This is a genomic window from Rhizobium sp. LjRoot258 (genome assembly GCF_964254185.1).
Taxonomy (GTDB): Bacteria; Pseudomonadota; Alphaproteobacteria; order Rhizobiales; family Rhizobiaceae; genus Rhizobium.
In genome coordinates this window covers 1,254,915-1,271,525 of sequence record NZ_CAXUST020000001.1, presented here as the reverse complement: position 1 = coordinate 1,271,525, position 16,611 = coordinate 1,254,915, and the positions used below count along the sequence as shown (strand labels likewise).

Sequence of the window (16,611 nt, the reverse complement as noted above, 5' to 3'; positions counted from 1 at the left end):
TCAGGCAAGTCAATAAAAAAGCCGCCCCGGAGACCGGAGCGGCTTTTTGAGGAAAGGCGTTTCCGATCAGCGGCGCGGGCCGCGCGCCACTCGTTCGATCTCTTCACGCACGAGGCGCTCGACCAGGGTCGGCAGATTGTCATCAAGCCATTCGCGCAGCATCGGGCGCAGCATGTCTTCCGCGATTTCGTCCAGCGAACGACGCTCGGCGCCGTCGATAGCGGCCGCGAGTTCCTCGAAGGACCGGGCGACCTGAAGGCCCGCATCATGTGAGAGCAATACTGGCTGCTGCTCATCCTCAATGCGGCTTGGCAGCATCTCCTCCGCCATCGGTGCGGCGATAGCGGGAACGGATACCTCAGCCGCCTCTGCAACAGCCGATCGTGGCTCCATGGCAACGACCTGAGGCATTTCGAATGGTACTTCCACAGGCGGGCGCACGGCGACGATTTTCGGCGCAGGAGCTGAAATGGGAGCCATAGAGGCCTCCGCAGATCGCGAAGCCATCGGCGCAGGAGCCGACGCCTCGCCAACAGCTTCCGGCGCTTCGGTCCTCTGTTCCGTGCCTCTTGCTTCCGGCTGCCGAAATGCCGGCGGCACTTCGCGCTGCAACTGGGCAGCGTTCCGCTCCGACGCCGCTCGGACGCGCGCAGCGACATCGGCGAGAGACATCGCACGCGGCTGCGCCTCCGGCAGCGGAGCCGAGCCTGCAGAGTTGGCAGCGACAAAACGCGGATCGAACTGGGCGACCGTCTCGGGGAATTCCACGCCAGCGTAGGTCTCGTCCACTGTCAAATGGATGTCCGAATCACGATCGTCCTCATCGGCGCCATAAACCGCCGGCAGCGACGCGGAGAGCGCCCTGCCCGCACCCGGGTCATTGCTCTCGATGATCTGGCGGATCGACGCCAGAATCTCTTCCATGGACGGTTCACGCGCTACGCTTGGCTGAGCCATTTCTATCCCCGTTATTCCGAAAAACGACCGGATTGCGTGGAATGGGCATCCGAATCACCCGTAGCTTAGGATAGCCGATGATTGAAAAAAATCATCGGGAATCAAATGAATGCTGCCGTGCACAGCTTTCTACCGTCTTTCGCGGCGTGACAATTCGATGACCAGAAAGAAAGACGGGCGCCATAGGCGCCCGCTGAAAATGACTGACCGAACGCCAAGGATCAGAAGACGAATTCGCGCGCCTTGGTGAAGCCCGGAAGCGGCTTGACGGAGGCGTTGAAGTAGACGTTTTCGGAAACCGTGCCGCGCTCGCTCACAAAGACCTTCGCGCGTGCGGAGCCGCCATAACCCTGTACCGTGACCAGACGGGCACCGTCACGAAGCTGTGCGAGCAAGGCCGCAGGAACTTCCTCGATCGAGCCGCTGATGAAAATCAGATCATAAGGAGCACCGGCCGGGTTGCCTGCATTGAGCGCTCCCGTGACGACCGACACGTTTGGGTAGCCGGCAAGGTTGGTTCTGGCTTCTGCTGCGAGCGTTTCATCCTCTTCGACCGCGATCACTGTTCCAGCAAGCTGCGAAAAAAGAGCCGATACGTAGCCACTGCCAGCGCCGATCTCCAGCACGACGTCATCCTTCGTGACCGCCGCAAGCTGAAGCAGCTTTGCAAGCGGCGACGGCTGCATCAGATAGCGCGCCGGCTTGCCGGACGCTGCCGGGCAGATTTCGACGTCACGATCGATATAGGCAAGCGGCTTCGCCTTCTCAGGAACGAAATCCTCGCGCGGCACGGCGAGGAAGGCCGTCAGCACGGAATGCGAGGTGACGTCCGTCGTACGGAGCTGGTTGTCGACCATGTTTGCGCGTGCTGATTCGAAATTCATTATGTCCTCTCGCTCGGTAGAAGCGGCTTTGTCTGCACGTCTCTTAATCTTAGCACACTGGCCTTTCAAGGCTTCACGAATGGCTGCGGCAAGAATTCGGGGTGCGAGCGGCGCCGAGGCGGCCCCACCGCAATCCTTCATGGAACAAAGGAGCGCGCTGTGATATTATTGCAACCGGAGGAATAGAGGAGGAGGAGGAGGCCATGCCGAACATCATCGAATATCTCTCGTTGTTCGACTTCTTCATCATCGCAACACTGGTTGGCATCTTCTGCTGCGGGCTTTTCGATCGTGAAACGCGCTGACTGCCTGCCTTCAGGCCATTGTCAGTTTTTACCCCGATAGTGTCGTTCCCTTGGGATTAGACGGACGGGACATGGCAATCAAACCGATCGTGCTGGGCAGCTTTTTCATCTGTGCGCTGCTGGCCATCATACTCCTTATCCCCTTTGTGAACGTCGGCGCCCCGAATGTCGCGACAAGCGGCGTGTCACCAATGCCGTCACTGCAACGGATCAACTGAACGCCGAACTGCGGCGAACGACTCCGCTAGCAGGCGATTGAATTATAGGACTGTCTTGCCGTTGTGGCGACTGCAACTCCCAAGCTTAGCGGGTCCTAGCTTTTCGGTGGGGCGATGAGTCGACATTCGCCACGAAGTTCTTTTTAGGCAAGAACAAACGACGAAACATACCTTTAAGCACCAATTCCGGCCGTCGGACGAGATCTGTAGGCTGTCGGCGTCGATCTCGGAGCCTCCCCAGCCCCTCCCCGGTCGACAACCCGGCCGGGGCCTGAAACAGCCGCGGCCGGGGCCATTCGGTTTGCCGCCGAGGGCTATTGCAGCTCCGTTTCTTCTTCTATGTCGACCAGAATGCCGTGGCGCAGCGCTTCTTCCTTCGCCTCTTTCAGAGCCTCATCGATCAGGATGACAAGCATTTCCGCGTGTAGCTCGCGCTCCGCCATTTCCCGCGCCACGCTCAGGGCAAAGATCAGTTGCGGCATTTGGGTCGCCGGCATCGGAGGCGCTCCTAAGAACTGGAACTGAAACTTAGCGACCTATCGAAAATTCGACAATCCGGCGATTTGGCTATGAAAAGCATGCATCAGCGCTAGCGCCGTATGGATTCTGACTATGATGATGGAGCAAATGCCACGGCAAGGTGACTTTGGTGACGCAGGAGGGAGCGTCCTGTCCATACCGCTGAAGCCTAGTCGGGATGGCAATACCAGAAGCCGGGAGGGGACAAGCCACTTTGGCCGGCCCCCTCCAGCATTGTCGGGACTGAAGACATACCCCCGCCCTGTCTGCCGCGGGCGGCAAGCGCTAAATCAGGGAGTGGGTCCGACCTTCAAAGCCCCACCGTCCGCGGCAGACCAGCGAGAGAAACAATAGCGCTGACGTCAGGGCCGGCCTAGACGGACCTAGGTCCTAATCCGATTGGAGTAGGTTGGTTGGCGAGGTCACGCTGGATATTTTAAGGATCGAAGCAGCAAGAAGCTTTGACGCCAGTTGTCGACGATCGACCCGACCCGAACACCGGAGCAGAACACCACGGCCGGATAGGTATGGCGGAACAGGCGACCTTCAGCCCCGGAGAAACCCCGTCGTAAAATCAATAACTTGTCGATAGTTAGAACGATTTGGATGCCTCGCCCGGAATACGCAAATCGAGCGTTTTCAATTAGATGCGGCGTCGATTGCCACACTTGGGCGGAAAAAAACTACGCGCAAAAAACGTAGACGTAAAATTGGTCTGCCTGACCAATCAAAGGTCCGTGCGGTTACGTCCGTATCACCAAGCCGCAACTGCGGGATATATGCGCACGTCGCGTAGAGGTATCCGTCATCTGATCGCGTGCTGTCTTTTGCCAGAAGAACGTCGACAACCTCGCGTTTTGCCTCCGAGCCCGTACAATGATCGGCTCGGCAAACGCTAACAGTTCCTGCCTTCGTTTCAGGATGCGCAACCACCGGCGCAGAGAACAATCGCTACGCAACGCCGGCAGGGATTGGCCCGGTCCGCGGCGGCAACAACAACTTCTACTGGTTCAGTCTTGAGGCGTTGCCTCGAATTGTTGCCAGGCTACGCTTCCAGCTTGACCGCTGTCCACGGCTCGAAGCCGTGGTCTCTCAGATCGGCGGGCAGCCGCGGGCGATATTGCATCTACTCGGTTCTTAAAAGCTGCATGAGCCGTCGCCTTTGGCCTTGAAGCCATCTGCGCAGGCGAGGTTCAAAGGCTCGTTCAGCGAGCGGGCCCCCGGTCCACCGGGTGTACATGACGAACTGATTGCGGCGAGCAAGAGAAAAGCGAAAGCTGCGATTGGCTTGTGCAAGCGTATCATGGGAACTCTCCAAATTGAGCATCCTACAAAGCCTGACCGCCGAAACCTGCCGATCCAAAATAAATCGGTGTTAGTTCCCGGTTCGGACCTACTGAAACAGCTAAGCGGCGGTAAGCATCCCATGTCCCCAACAGGTCGTGTTGTTCAAGCGACGCGCTGAAAGGTCAAGGGACAGCCCATGACATGATGAACCTGTATTCTCCTGTTGGAAAGAGGAGAGGCGAGGCGCAACTTAAACAGGAGCCGCCTCAATGGCAGACCAGATCAACGTGAATGGCGAATTCGAACTGGCGACATGATCGGCATCGACGACGGCGAGTGGCTCCGGGTGGGGACGGGCCTTCTCGCGAAGGATGATCTGATCGCGAGGCATCTCACCGCTGTTGCCGGCGATCGGATGATGCTCGGCGATGTTGAAAAACGCCAGCCAGGCGAGAGCTACTTGCCCTGCTTCACGTCACCTCCGAGGATGATGAGGTTCACGGGCTGCCATAGGCCGGTGAGCGACGTCAGCTCCTCAATACCGGGATCGATGCCGGTCAGGTCTCGGCCGCTCATTGCGTCGGCCGTCGAGTCCAGCGTCTTATCGATTGCATCGCGGAAGTTTTCGGTGGGCTCGTTGCGCTCCTGAACGGATGTAACGATCGCTGTCAGGCGCTCACGACACTCCCTCGTCGGCAATGGTCATCGCCTCGCGGCGGTTGAAGTAGCCGGTGATCGCATCGGCGAAGTCCGGAACGTTCATCACGTTGACCGCTTCCATCGCGAGACGTACGACGAAGTGACCGACAATATGCTTGAAGCGATGTTCGGCTGGAAGGACGCGAGAACGTCGAAGATCTACACCCTGGATGCGAACCGGGCACGCCTCGCAAGGCAGGCAGTAGCTAAAATCAACTGGGATGGAATCGGCTCGAAATTGCTGCCGGCGGCCGATGAAGCGGTGGGCTAAACTGGGAACGGATTGCCACACCTGGGTTTGGTGTGGCGGAACGGTTCAAGTCCAAATGCCACACCTGAAAAATTCAATGGTAAAATCAGATACTTACAAGTGGGTGAAGGGAAATTTGGAGGCCTCGCCCGGAATTGAACCGGGGTACAAGGATTTGCAGTCCTCTGCGTCACCACTCCGCCACGAGGCCTCACGACGCTTCATGACCGAAGCGTTGGCGGGCATTTAGAATGAATAGAAATCGAGTGCAAGGGGGTTGTTGAAAAACCGATGGGATTTCAGGTCGTCATCCCACCGGTTTCTGTGGTCAACCACTAGTAGGGAGAGTAGCACTGCCGCCGCGGACCGTAATACGGCTGATAGGTGTTGTCATACACCCGATACGACCGGTAGCGGCTGTAACACCAATCGACGTGCGAATTGCCCACCGGTCGAGCAACCGGCTGCGAAGCAATCAGGCCGCCGATGATTGCTCCGGCTGCAAGACCGCCGAGCAGCGCACCAGCATCGCTGTCATGGTGGCGGTAGTAGCCGTCGCGATAATAGCGGTTGCCGTAGTGATTTCCGTAGTAGCGATCTCCGTAACGGCCATGGCGGTACCCGCCGCAACGGTAGATGCTGCAACGGTCGAAGCCGCGACTGTTTCTCGCACCGGAATCTCCGAACCCACCGCGGCTCTGAACCGAATGTTCATCGCCTGAATTCTCGGCAAAAGACGGACCGACGCCAGCCAGGCTTGTCGCGATTGCCAACACCAATACCGCAAGCTTCTTCATTCCAGCACCTTCTCATTTCCTGCATGCTTGTGACACTTACCCATATCTCATTAACGCTTGGCGAGGTCCGAGGTTCCTCGGCCGCGCCCCGTTCGGCATTTTCGATTGGGCTACCGGATGATCACCGATTCAAGGGTTGGATTTACGCCTCTTCACCCACCAGACGGAGAATCGCCGCCGCATCCGACGGACGAGATGCAAATCGTGCGACAACAGGATGAACCCCAGCGGAAGCATCCAGAAGCCGAGAACCGGCAGAAAACCCAAAACCCCGCCGAAGATCAGCAGGACGCCGATTGCCAGCCGGGCAAAGCGCGACCGCGGAAGCGGGATGCCTACGGAACCAAGAATGAGATAGCCCGTAGTGTGGTCGATGCCAAATTGCTTGGCGCTTGGTTTTCCAGTGGTATCATGTGCTTCAGTCATCCACAGGAGATGGGGTTATGCAGGTCGAATACAAGCGGATGTCATTTTTTTGAAAAAACCGCTTGGCAAATCGGGCAAGCGTTTGTATTAGGCCACTCACACCGCGGCGAGCGGTGATCCCTGGTAGCTCAGCGGTAGAGCATTCGACTGTTAATCGACAGGTCGCCGGTTCGAATCCGGCCCGGGGAGCCAGATTTAAAGCTAAACGCCTGCTTTCGTTGATATTCCGAAAGCAGGCGTTTTCTTTCCCCACTTTCCCTCCCCACTTTTGAATTCTTTCTTAGCCTGTGGATAATTGACGTTTGGCCTGATCGGCTTACGCCTTTCCATGCGCCGCCATTAGTTTCGATAAAAATGATCGGGACGCGAAACAGTCGATGAAGCCAGGGAGACTTCGCAATCGGCTGGAGGAGATGGAGAAGCGGCTTGTCCGGGCGGAGCGACGATACGATCCAAACCAAAGCGTCTTCCATCAGTTGACTGTTATCAGGGCCGAAGTCCGAAGGTGCCTAAGCAAGGTCGACTCACTTCGTCCCGCTGATATCAAAGCTCTGGAACAGCAGATTGAGCTACTCCAGATATCGGACGACAGGTTCAGTTTGGCAAACCTTATCGCCGGATTGAAAATCGGCCTTAATCAAATGGAACCGGAGGACGTGCTTGAAACGCTTCCCGGTCAGAAGCCGGCAGCTTTTCAGTTTGGCTTCGATGGTGATCGTATCATTGTGGTGGATCAACCGCTTCGGGTGCGTGATCGCGACAAGGACATTGCCGCTGCCGCCCTAGAGGCGGCCACAGAGAAGGGAGTGTATGTCGGTGAGCACTTGGCGCTGTCCAATTGCTCACCTCGCCTCAGGGATGCTTTCAGGGCGCTATAGGACAAGCTGGAGGCGCGCGCCAACATAATTCAGGTCGGGATGTACAATCAGACCTGCGGCCGCGTCTTGCGCGGCGATGTTGAAGAACTCTCTCCGACACTCTTCGAGCTCCTGCGTTCCCATGTCGAATTGGTTTTCGCTGCTGCGGCCCAGTTTGAAGACTGGAGGGTGTTTCGCGAAAATGCGGTTGACATCGATCGAGATTCAATCAACGCGCTCTCTCAGAGCACAATGGCTCTTGTTCGAGATCTGAGGACGCGCATAGAAGCGGATCCCGAGGTGACTGACGCCCTAAATACGGTTGTCCGTTGGACCGAGGACAAACAATCCGACAAGCGCGACGTTCTCGCTCTCACCGGCACCCTGCAAAATCTCTGGTCTCTGGCCGCTAAATCTGCGCTCGCAAAGGAAGTAGTGGGCGAAGGCCGCAAGCTTGTCGCCAAGGCCATAATTGGCGTTCTCATTACCGCAACGACCGCCGGGGCCCTCGCCGCCCTCGGTAAGATACCTGGCGCTGAATGGATTGAGACAACTTATTCCTACTTCAGGTCAGCGGACGATGGGGTGCCACCTCCACCATAACAAGATCGATCCGCCGTCTTCGCCCGCGGTAGCCAACGGACTGCCAACGGTGTAAAGCTCGCGCATGGCCCTAGACCCAATCAAAGCCCTTTCAGACTACGGTGAAGCAAAATGCACCGTGCAGTTCTGGGTTGCCGACGCTCCCGCAGTTGAATTCAATTCCCTCAAGGCCGCTGTCCGCTATGCGAAAGATCAAGGCGGGCGATGGCAAGAGATCGAAATCACGGTGCACTTGCCTAGAGAAGACATCGTTTATGCGACGGAGAAGGTGCACCGATTAATCGATGCGTTGAAAGATCGCAGCCAGAAGTAAGAAGCCGGCATTCGCGCCGACGCCACCCTAAAACGCCAGCCGAACGACACCCTGGCCGAGTAAGCCATGGGTGTATGATTTCGACACCTACATATAATTTCGCACGGCGCGCGCTGCTGATAGGTTAGCTTATCGCCTCAACACCCTCCCATGAGGCGATCGATCGGCTTCGGTGTCCTCCCTCCCACCGCGGTCGGCGGATATCGAATCCGCGTTGACCGCCTCGATTTTAGCCGGGGCGGTCTTTTTTGGGTTCCGATGCCTGCCCATGACAACATAAGAAAAAGCCGCCACCCGATCGAGAGCAACGGCCGCGTTGAGGGGTGAAGCGCTCTGGAGCGTTGCTAGAGTCGCAATTGTTGCGACTCTTTTCCCTAACCTGCGAGCGCTACCGACTAGAAGTCAAAATACAAGGTCGCTCCCGACCGCCGCTGATAGGGGTAATAGTCGCGATAACCGTACCGGGGATATCCGTCGTACCGTGGATAGCCATAGTACCGAGGACGGTAGCACGAGCCGTAATACCGGCAGTCGCGGTAAGCGTACCGCCGGTTCTTCCAGTGGCCATTCGCATACCCATTGCCATGGCCGCGATGTTTGACCTGCTCGACGTCGGCGGTGTGCATGTGTACTGCGTTCGGCACGACGATCGGCGTGGCGTTTAGCGGCAGGGCGAACGACGCAGCCAAGACTACGGCTGCGAATGCGGGAAAAAGCTTCTTCATCATCGGCGCATCCTTTCAGGCTGTTCTGGATTAATGAGCATTAACCTCCGATGAACGGCTGCGCTCTGTGGACTTCCCAAAAAGACACGTTGGAGAAGCCGATCTCATGGAGTTCGAGCGCCGCATTGGGCTGGCAGAAGACGCATTCGACAAATCGGAGACGATCGTGGATGCACTCATGGGTACGACCGACGAACCGGCGCCGACCCTGGACGAAGTCAGGAAGCTCTATGAGGAGCATAACGAGGCGGGAATGACAGGAATGTCGCCCGAGCAGCTGCGCAAACACAAGAACTCACGCCTGAGCGCCATCGAATGACGCCTTTGCCCTTTGCGACAAGATCAGGTAGACCCTGCGACCGGGCGCGACTGCCATTAACTTAAGAATGGGGTCGGGTGGCAGATTGACGTCACGCCGCTGTCACGAGATCACGTGACCGCCCCTGATATTATTCAGCTCATTGACCGCCCTGACCCGGCTCGCCTAGCTTTTTCATCGCGGCCTACCAAGCTGCAATTCGCCGTCCAGGGACGGCGGACACCACCACACCGGAGGAGATATCGAAATGCTATCGGCATTCGTGCCGCAGCAATGTCTTTGGTGGGAAATGGATAAATCCGATCTTCAAAAATCAGCCCTCGCCTACGCCCCGTTCAGCGCAGCCTATCCAGATCGGCAAGGTGAAGAACGGCGCCCGGGCGTGTGCCCAGCATGCTGCCTCATAGAGCGGCCCCGGACTTCGATCGGGAAGATAGAGCTGCGAATAGCCGCTATAGGCATTCGACTGAAGGATGCCGTTATAATTGGCCCGGTGCACTTGCGGATGTTCGCCGGCGCGGTCCCGGAGCATCGCCCACGGTGAACGGGGCATCGTCCCGGACGTGTGTCCAGATCCGGCCGGTGTCCGTTTTACCGGCGGCCAGAACCGGAACTGTCGTATCGTCGCCATGAACTCGTTCGGCTGCAAACGTATAGGCCTCAACCCGCTTCAACAGCGGTTCAAGGACATGCCAGCAGAACCGATCGCATCTGCCACAGTCGACAGGCTGATCGGCACACCTTCTAACGCGAAGCATTCGACCGGGCGATTGAGGGGAATGTGCTGGCCGAACTTGTCGCAGAGGATCGCCAAAGGCTCGGACCCGCCCAGCCACTCGGGATGACGTGGGAAGGTGCCGGCGCCTTACTGATCTTCTCGCAGTCGCGGCAACTGAACTTTTCCCTTACCGTCTGGATGACTTTCCAGGAACGCGGAACGCTTTCCATCGTCTCGGTGACATCTTCGCCGAGTTTGCGCAACCGCTCACTGCCGCAGCAGCCGCAGGCGACTGAGGTTGCGGTGGCGCGTCGCCAGAGCGCCAGCGGTCTCTAGCGCACGAAGCTGGTCCGCTTGGTTCAGAGCTCGCGTTATGCTTGCAGCTGATCGTACCCGCATCAGTTTATTAAAATGCACCCGTCAACCGAAAGGTTAGCTCCCCGAACAACGACAGTATTGATATTTTGGATAAAATTGAAACCGCTACCGTTCGGGGACTGAGGCATGTCAAGCATCTCGACAACATCGGATTTTGTCTCTGAGCTCGTTCGGGCCGTAAACCAAATCCACCTGCTGACGCCCAACGAGCGAAAGGAGCTGGTCGCTCGCGGCATCGCCAGCATCCGCGAGTTGCGACTGACACTTGATGAAAGTGGAGCAGATACGCCTATGACATCACGGACACTGAGCGAGGTCGAGATTCTGATTGCCGAGATGGACGACACGCCCAACGAGCTTGTCGCCGCTGCGTTCGTGGTTTTATGCGACGAAATCAACCAGCTGCTAAAAATTTGTGAAACTGCATCTGCAACCGAAGAAAGGGAGCAGTGATGCGGGCTTCCGCAGCTCTAGCTGGGAAAAAGGCAGAAGGTTGTGGGCGTCGTGGAATTATCTTCGGTCGAGCCATGAAGACGGCAAGTCTGGCCCTACGATGAACAGGCTGCAGAGGATCGATAGCAGATTGCCGCTTTTCGTCACTCCCAATCCGGATCGCGAGCCAGATGTGCGGGCAGTATTTGAAGAATTCACCTATAGCCGCCCGCAGTTTTCCGCCAAGAGCGGTCAATTGCGGCTTTTCTCGGTAAACCGATAGAACCTTGTCTCGTTTCATGAATGTGACCACGCCGGCTGGCAAAGAATACGCGGCTACGCGGACGAGCTTCTGACGCGCGCAGGTTTGCAGGCGGCACACATTCTCCTCGTCTGCCATCCACGGATTCTCGGCTTTGTGTTCAATCCGCTCGCCGTCTACTACGCCTACGACGACGCCGAAGACCTCGTCGCGATCATCTGCGAAGTGCGCAATAGGTTCGGGGACCGTCATACTTGCGTGTCCCCCGTCCAGCCGGGAGATATTCCAAGAGCGGCTTTCGGCAGGTCTGTGACAAGCTCTGGACACGCTGCCACTTTCGGATGCTGCCGCCAGGCAAGGAAATTCGATGGAGGATCATGGAGACGGACGCTCAGGGGCCGCTACTGGCTGCGACATTCTCGGGCCGGATGTTTCCGCTGACGACCCTTACGCTCGCCAAGCTGCTGGTCCGTCTGCCCCTTCTTAGCCGGCAAAGTTGTTGTGGGCACCCACTGGCGCCGAAACTCTGGCTGAAAGGGATCCGATACATTACCCGCCGGCGCCGGCGCCGCCCTTCAGCGTCATGCCGCCGCGCTGAGTTGCAGAGGCGGTGGAATGACATTACCGTCCGAGCCAACCGTCGGGGGGCGGGATGTTTCAACGCATTGCTCGTCCTTAACCGGCCACAAAATCGCAGGAGGAGAAAGCTATGACGGATTCCCGGGATTGGTCTTCTTTCGCGCAGAACGCTACACTGCTGTCGCCCGAGAACGTTGCCAGGGCATCCGAAGGGCTGCCGCTCAAAGTCAAACTTGCACTGCGGGCGCTGCTGCAACTGCGGCATGGCTCGCTGGCGGTTACCTTTCCGGACGGTCGCAGCGTCATTGCGAGGGGCAGCGACAGTGGGCCGGACGCCGCCATCCGCCTCCACAACTGGAACCTTACCAATCGAGCCCTGACGAGCGGCACGATCGGCGTTGCGGAAAGCTACATCGACGGTGACTGGGAAAGCCCTGATATTGCGTCATTCCTCGAGCTTGTTCTGATCAATGGCGAGGCAACCAGGAAATATGCGCGCGGCAACAGCATCATGCGGGTCATGGAGCGTGTGCGCCACTGGATGCACGCCAACACCAAGACAGGTTCAAAGCGTAACATCTCCGCGCATTACGATCTCGGCAACTCCTTCTACGAGCAATGGCTCGACCCGACGATGACCTATTCGTCTGCCCTCTACTCAACCGGCGCCAACGACCTGCAATCGGCCCAACGAGCGAAATACCGCATGCTGGCCGAAGCGACCGGCATCAAGCCCAATGACCATGTGCTGGAACTCGGCTGCGGATGGGGCGGTTTCGCAGAATTTGCCGCCAGCGAACTGAACTGCCGGGTGACCGGCCTGACGATCAGCCGCGAGCAGCTTGCCTTTGCCGAGGATCGCATCCGCAGGGCCGGCCTTAGCGACAAGGTCGAGTTTCGCTTCCAGGACTATCGCGACGAGACCGGCGTTTATGATAGCATCGTCTCGATCGAGATGTTCGAGGCGGTCGGTGAAAAGTACTGGCCAGCCTATTTCTCCAAGCTACGCCAATGCCTGAAGCCGGGCGGCAAAGCCGGCCTTCAGATCATCACCATTCGCCCCGAGGCGTTCGCCCAATATCGGACGAACCCCGATTTCATCCAGCGCTACGTCTTCCCCGGCGGCATGTTGCCGACACGCGACCACCTGGCCGAACTTGGCCGCAAGGTGAATTTGTCACTGGTCAGGGACTTTGGTTTCGGGTTAGACTACGCCCGTACACTTGCCGAATGGCGCGAGCGTTTTTGGTCGGTATGGGAGCGTGTTGGCCCATTGGGCTTTGACGAGCGCTTCAAGCGGCTCTGGGAATTCTATTTATTTTATTGCGAAGCAGGCTTCCGCGCTAGAAACATAGACGTCCGCCAGGTCGTCTTTGCGCGGAGTTGACGAGAGCGGATGGCGGCCAATCCGGCAGATGACCTCCTGTCTGGCCGCCATCCGCCTCGTCCATGCCTTGGACGCCGAAAACTACTCTGCAGGATGCGCCATACCCGGTCGTGCGTGCTTTTCAAGCGGCCGCTCCCGCCAGCCGGTCGAGCGATTCACTAGCCAGAAATAGAGATTGTAAGGTAGGAGATTGACGAGCTTCATCATGTAGGTGAAACGCTTCGGAAAGGTAATCTCGAAACTCCGAGACTTGAGGCCCGCCGAAATCTGCTCGGCTGCCTCCTCGGCCGAGACAAGAGAGGGCATGGGGAATTCGTCCTTCTTCGTTGCCGGCGTATCGACGAAGCCCGGACTGATGAGCTGAATGCGGATGCCCATCTTGTCTAGATCGAATTTCAGACTTTCCGCCATGTTGATCAAGGCGGCTTTTGTGGCGCCGTAGGCCGCACTGGTCGGCAGGCCGCCATAGCCTGAAACGGACGAAACGATGGCGATTTGTCCCTGCCCCTTCGCCTTCATGTGCCGTACGGCCGGGACCAGGCAATTTACAACACCCTGCAGATTGACCGCGAAACTCTGCTCGAAATCAGTGAGCTTCAACTCCTCCGCGTGTACGGGCAGATAGACGCCGGCGTTGAAGATCGCCAGTGCGAGCGCACCATGTTCATATTCGATTGAAGCAAGCACGTGCTCCATGTCTTCGGCGTTCGTAACATCGCCGTCGAGCACGATAATGCTGCCGGACAGGTCGGAGGCCTCGGCCTGCAATTCGGCGAGCTTCTCATGGTCGCGGGCGGTGACGGCGACCTTGTATCCATCTCCCGCGAGTTTGAGTGCCAGCGCTCGCCCAATTCCGGAACTCGCGCCGGAAATCCAGGCTATTCCATGTTCGGGACGAGCAACGAAATCTTGCATGGTACATCTCCTCCGGGCCGCTTTTCTGAACGCCAAAAAAGGTCCGGGAGTTCCTCGCCATCTCCCGGATTTAGGCCTGTATCACACCATTGTGGCTGCTTTCAGCCGATCAGGTCACCTATGAGCTGACGGAAGGATCCAGTCAGCTTGACCGGCGCATCGAGAACCGAAAACGCGATGCAGGGCCGGTCCTTTTCGGCGATCGGCCGGTGGTCAACGCTCTCGTCTGCAACCGAGATATCGCCGGGTCCGAAACGACCGCGAGCATCGTTGAACGCGCCGTCCAGGATCAAGGTCAGTTCCATTCCCTTATGGGTGTGCGCGGGCAGCGCCCGGCCGGCCTTGATCCACATCAGGCCGACTTCACAGCCATCGATGTCGGTGGAGTATTGCTTGAAGCCTGGAAGCTTCGTCTTCCAAGGCACTGTATCCACATCATAGCCGACCAGATTGCGTATCGCTTTCGGGAAGAAGCCCCTGTGTGCCTGCAGATCGGCTGACGCGCGATCTTCGGCCGGCGGCGCGGAGGCGAAGACGGCAGCGAGCTGCGCCTTGCGATCGCCGATCGCAGCCTCCGGTATCTGCTCGAGAGCCTCGCCAGCCAGGGATTCGAAATCGCTCACCAGCAGGCGATGATCCGGCTTCATTTCAAGATGCGATTCCACCAGCACGCGCGCTGGCTCAGGAAGGGATCCGGCGACGTAATGCGCCATCAGTGCATCGACCGTGTCGATATGCTCGTGAACCATGACGGTTTCGGTCGTTTCCGCTTTTAGAGATTGCTTTGTCGTCATCCGTACGTTGAAAGTCAATCTCCGGATCACAATGGCGGCGAACGCTCAGTCTCGACCACCCTGGACGCAGCGAAGTCTAATTTTATCGTTGCGCTCAAAGGGATGGAATAGCATTTCTTGCCAACCTAGCCTTGTGAAGGGAAAAGACCGTTCCTAAACTAAGCGTTCAAATGAGGCAGAGTCCATGACCGTCTATCCCTCCGTTCTAGAGGCAATCGGCAACACCCCCCTGATCAAGCTCAAGGGCGCGTCGGAAGCGACCGGCTGCACTATTCTTGGCAAAGCGGAATTCCTCAATCCCGGCCAGTCGGTCAAGGATCGCGCTGCGCTCTACATCATTCGCGATGCAGAGACGAAGGGCCTGCTGAGGCCGGGCGGCGTTATCGTCGAGGGGACGGCCGGCAATACCGGCATCGGCTTGACCGTCGTTGCGAAGGCGCTTGGCTACCGAACCGTCATCGTCATCCCGGAGACTCAGAGCCAGGAAAAGAAGGACGCACTGAAGTTGCTCGGCGCAGAACTCGTCGAGGTGCCCGCCGTCCCCTACAAGAACCCGAACAACTATGTGAAGGTGTCCGGAAGGCTTGCCGAACAGCTGGCAAAGACGGACCCGAACGGCGCGATCTGGGCAAACCAGTTCGACAACGTCGCCAACCGACAGGCCCACATCGAAACGACAGCCCGCGAAATCTGGAACGATACGAACGGCAAAGTGGATGGCTTTATCTGCTCCGTTGGCTCGGGGGGGACGCTTGCGGGTGTCGCAGCCGGCCTCAAGGCCTTCAGCAAGGACATCAAGATCGGCCTTGCCGATCCCGACGGAGCCGCGCTCTACGAATTCTACAAGAACGGCGAACTTAAATCCGCTGGCTCCTCGATCACCGAAGGAATCGGTCAGGGCCGGATCACGGCAAACCTGGAAGGTTTCACGCCCGATTTCGCCTACAGCATTTCGGATGCTGAAGCCCTGCCCTACGTTTTCGATCTCGTCGAGCATGAAGGTCTGTGCCTGGGTGGATCGACGGCGATCAACATCGCCGGCGCAGTGCGCCTTGCCAGGGAGCTCGGTCCCGGCCATACAGTCGTGACGATCCTCGCCGACTACGGCAACCGCTACCAGTCCAAGCTCTTCAATCCGGACTTCCTGACGTCGAAGAGCCTTCCCGTTCCCGCATGGCTCGCCAAGACGCAAAACATACAGATCCCATACGAACCAGCAGCGTGAGACCCCATGCCCGTCAATGCCCTCTATCGTGACGATTTCTATCTTTCGACATGCGAGGCGGTGGTGACCGCCGTTCACGATGACGGGGGCGTTGAGCTGGACCAGACCTGCTTTTATGCGACATCGGGAGGCCAGCCGGGCGATACCGGCTTTCTCGAGCGCACGGACGGCAGCAAGATCGCGCTTGGGCAGACGAAGCATGGAGCGACAAAAGACATCGTCGTGCACATGCCGCTCGAAGGCGAAGCTAAGCCAGCTGTTGGCGAAAAGCTGGTGCTGCATGTCGACTGGCCGCGTCGCTACAAGCTGATGCGAATGCACACGGCCTGCCATCTGCTTTCCGTCGTCTGCTCCTATCCGATCACCGGTGCCGCCGTCGGCGAAGACGAGAGCCGTGTTGACTTCGACATGAGCGAGACGATCGACAAGGACGACGTGACCGACAAGCTCATGGAACTGGTGCGGCAGAACCACCCGGTCTACTTGCAGTGGATTACCGACGAGGAACTTGCGTCCAATCCCGGCATCGTCAAATCCAAGAATGTTCGCCCGCCGAGCGGCCTTGGCCGGGTCAGCCTTGTCTGTATCGGCGAAAACTCTGCGATTGACAGCCAGCCTTGCGGCGGCACACATGTGTCCGAAACTCAGGAAGTCGGCAAGATTCACATTGCCAAGATCGAGAAGAAGGGCAAAGAAAACCGGCGCTTCCGGATTCGCTTCGGCGCTCCCGGCGACGAAGCTTGAATGTCTAGGGAGAGCAAA

At 58.0% G+C, this 16,611-nt stretch carries 19 protein-coding genes, 2 tRNA genes and 3 pseudogenes; 13 read left to right on the top strand and 11 right to left on the bottom strand.

What is annotated here, in order from left to right:
• Positions 1 to 66: 66 nt before the first annotated feature.
• Positions 67 to 957, bottom strand: coding sequence for a DUF2497 domain-containing protein (locus ACSQ9D_RS06440; protein ID WP_436281568.1), 891 nt, complete (start codon positions 955 to 957; stop codon positions 67 to 69).
• A gap of 221 nt (positions 958 to 1,178) precedes the next feature.
• Positions 1,179 to 1,841 (bottom strand): protein-L-isoaspartate O-methyltransferase family protein, encoded by a 663-nt coding sequence (locus tag ACSQ9D_RS06435; RefSeq protein ID WP_436281567.1) that lies wholly within the window; start codon positions 1,839 to 1,841, stop codon positions 1,179 to 1,181.
• 376 nt (positions 1,842 to 2,217) lie between these two features.
• Between ACSQ9D_RS06435 and ACSQ9D_RS06430 the strand changes: the two genes are divergently transcribed.
• Positions 2,218 to 2,364 carry a hypothetical protein gene (locus tag ACSQ9D_RS06430; protein WP_436281566.1) on the top strand — a complete coding sequence of 49 codons (147 nt, stop codon included), beginning with the start codon at positions 2,218 to 2,220 and terminating at the stop codon, positions 2,362 to 2,364.
• A 314-nt stretch (positions 2,365 to 2,678) separates the two neighbouring features.
• On the opposite strand, the gene ACSQ9D_RS06425 is transcribed toward ACSQ9D_RS06430, so the two are convergent.
• Complete coding sequence (locus ACSQ9D_RS06425) at positions 2,679 to 2,846, bottom strand: hypothetical protein (protein WP_436281565.1); 168 nt, start codon at positions 2,844 to 2,846, stop codon at positions 2,679 to 2,681.
• Positions 2,847 to 4,626: 1,780 nt separating this feature from the next.
• Positions 4,627 to 4,869 carry a hypothetical protein gene (locus tag ACSQ9D_RS06420; RefSeq protein ID WP_436281564.1) on the bottom strand — a complete coding sequence of 81 codons (243 nt, stop codon included), beginning with the start codon at positions 4,867 to 4,869 and terminating at the stop codon, positions 4,627 to 4,629.
• Positions 4,870 to 4,969: 100 nt separating this feature from the next.
• On the opposite strand from ACSQ9D_RS06420, the gene ACSQ9D_RS06415 reads away from it, so the two are divergent.
• A complete protein-coding gene (locus ACSQ9D_RS06415; protein ID WP_436281563.1) occupies positions 4,970 to 5,140 on the top strand; it encodes a hypothetical protein in 171 nt (56 codons plus the stop codon).
• A 116-nt stretch (positions 5,141 to 5,256) separates the two neighbouring features.
• On the opposite strand, the gene ACSQ9D_RS06410 is transcribed toward ACSQ9D_RS06415, so the two are convergent.
• From ACSQ9D_RS06410 to ACSQ9D_RS06400, 3 genes are all read right to left on the bottom strand, one after another.
• Positions 5,257 to 5,330 (bottom strand) — tRNA-Cys (locus ACSQ9D_RS06410).
• 124 nt (positions 5,331 to 5,454) lie between these two features.
• A complete protein-coding gene (locus tag ACSQ9D_RS06405) occupies positions 5,455 to 5,916 on the bottom strand; it encodes a BA14K family protein (protein WP_436281562.1) in 462 nt (153 codons plus the stop codon).
• Between the two features lie 129 nt (positions 5,917 to 6,045).
• Positions 6,046 to 6,342: a hypothetical protein gene (locus ACSQ9D_RS06400; protein WP_436281561.1), complete on the bottom strand. Its 297-nt coding sequence runs from the start codon at positions 6,340 to 6,342 to the stop codon at positions 6,046 to 6,048.
• 117 nt (positions 6,343 to 6,459) lie between these two features.
• Between ACSQ9D_RS06400 and ACSQ9D_RS06395 the strand changes: the two genes are divergently transcribed.
• From ACSQ9D_RS06395 to ACSQ9D_RS06380, 4 genes are all read left to right on the top strand, one after another.
• A tRNA-Asn gene (locus ACSQ9D_RS06395) sits at positions 6,460 to 6,534 on the top strand.
• Positions 6,535 to 6,755: 221 nt separating this feature from the next.
• Positions 6,756 to 7,220 carry a hypothetical protein gene (locus ACSQ9D_RS06390; protein WP_436281560.1) on the top strand — a complete coding sequence of 155 codons (465 nt, stop codon included), beginning with the start codon at positions 6,756 to 6,758 and terminating at the stop codon, positions 7,218 to 7,220.
• A 279-nt stretch (positions 7,221 to 7,499) separates the two neighbouring features.
• A complete protein-coding gene (locus ACSQ9D_RS06385; protein WP_436281559.1) occupies positions 7,500 to 7,802 on the top strand; it encodes a hypothetical protein in 303 nt (100 codons plus the stop codon).
• Between the two features lie 64 nt (positions 7,803 to 7,866).
• Positions 7,867 to 8,115, top strand: coding sequence for a hypothetical protein (locus ACSQ9D_RS06380; protein ID WP_436281558.1), 249 nt, complete (start codon positions 7,867 to 7,869; stop codon positions 8,113 to 8,115).
• A 395-nt stretch (positions 8,116 to 8,510) separates the two neighbouring features.
• Here the strand turns inward: ACSQ9D_RS06380 and ACSQ9D_RS06375 are convergent, their stop codons facing one another.
• Complete coding sequence (locus ACSQ9D_RS06375) at positions 8,511 to 8,840, bottom strand: hypothetical protein (RefSeq protein ID WP_436283776.1); 330 nt, start codon at positions 8,838 to 8,840, stop codon at positions 8,511 to 8,513.
• Positions 8,841 to 8,946: 106 nt separating this feature from the next.
• Between ACSQ9D_RS06375 and ACSQ9D_RS06370 the strand changes: the two genes are divergently transcribed.
• Positions 8,947 to 9,159 (top strand): hypothetical protein, encoded by a 213-nt coding sequence (locus ACSQ9D_RS06370; RefSeq protein WP_436281557.1) that lies wholly within the window; start codon positions 8,947 to 8,949, stop codon positions 9,157 to 9,159.
• Positions 9,160 to 9,517: 358 nt separating this feature from the next.
• Here ACSQ9D_RS06370 and tnpC read toward each other — a convergent pair.
• A pseudogene (tnpC, locus tag ACSQ9D_RS06365) lies at positions 9,518 to 10,167 on the bottom strand (IS66 family transposase); the annotation flags it as partial.
• Between the two features lie 214 nt (positions 10,168 to 10,381).
• On the opposite strand from tnpC, the gene ACSQ9D_RS06360 reads away from it, so the two are divergent.
• The 4 genes and pseudogenes from ACSQ9D_RS06360 to ACSQ9D_RS06345 all read left to right on the top strand — a co-directional run bounded on the left by ACSQ9D_RS06360 (position 10,382) and on the right by ACSQ9D_RS06345 (position 12,915).
• Complete coding sequence (locus ACSQ9D_RS06360; protein WP_436281556.1) at positions 10,382 to 10,708, top strand: hypothetical protein; 327 nt, start codon at positions 10,382 to 10,384, stop codon at positions 10,706 to 10,708.
• Between the two features lie 34 nt (positions 10,709 to 10,742).
• Positions 10,743 to 10,937 (top strand): annotated as a pseudogene (locus ACSQ9D_RS06355) (NAD/FAD-binding protein); the annotation flags it as partial.
• Positions 10,938 to 10,949: 12 nt separating this feature from the next.
• A pseudogene (locus tag ACSQ9D_RS06350) lies at positions 10,950 to 11,547 on the top strand (DUF1365 family protein); the annotation flags it as partial.
• Positions 11,548 to 11,658: 111 nt separating this feature from the next.
• Complete coding sequence (locus ACSQ9D_RS06345; RefSeq protein WP_436281555.1) at positions 11,659 to 12,915, top strand: class I SAM-dependent methyltransferase; 1,257 nt, start codon at positions 11,659 to 11,661, stop codon at positions 12,913 to 12,915.
• A gap of 81 nt (positions 12,916 to 12,996) precedes the next feature.
• Here ACSQ9D_RS06345 and ACSQ9D_RS06340 read toward each other — a convergent pair whose 3' ends face one another.
• Positions 12,997 to 13,830, bottom strand: coding sequence for an SDR family NAD(P)-dependent oxidoreductase (locus tag ACSQ9D_RS06340; RefSeq protein ID WP_436281554.1), 834 nt, complete (start codon positions 13,828 to 13,830; stop codon positions 12,997 to 12,999).
• Positions 13,831 to 13,931: 101 nt separating this feature from the next.
• Positions 13,932 to 14,579, bottom strand: a complete 648-nt coding sequence (locus ACSQ9D_RS06335) for a ChrR family anti-sigma-E factor (protein ID WP_436281553.1) — start codon at positions 14,577 to 14,579, stop codon at positions 13,932 to 13,934.
• Positions 14,580 to 14,808: 229 nt separating this feature from the next.
• Between ACSQ9D_RS06335 and ACSQ9D_RS06330 the strand changes: the two genes are divergently transcribed.
• Positions 14,809 to 15,849, top strand: coding sequence for a cysteine synthase A (locus ACSQ9D_RS06330; RefSeq protein WP_436281552.1), 1,041 nt, complete (start codon positions 14,809 to 14,811; stop codon positions 15,847 to 15,849).
• Between the two features lie 6 nt (positions 15,850 to 15,855).
• A complete protein-coding gene (locus tag ACSQ9D_RS06325; RefSeq protein WP_436281551.1) occupies positions 15,856 to 16,593 on the top strand; it encodes an alanyl-tRNA editing protein in 738 nt (245 codons plus the stop codon).
• Positions 16,594 to 16,611 lie beyond the last annotated feature (18 nt).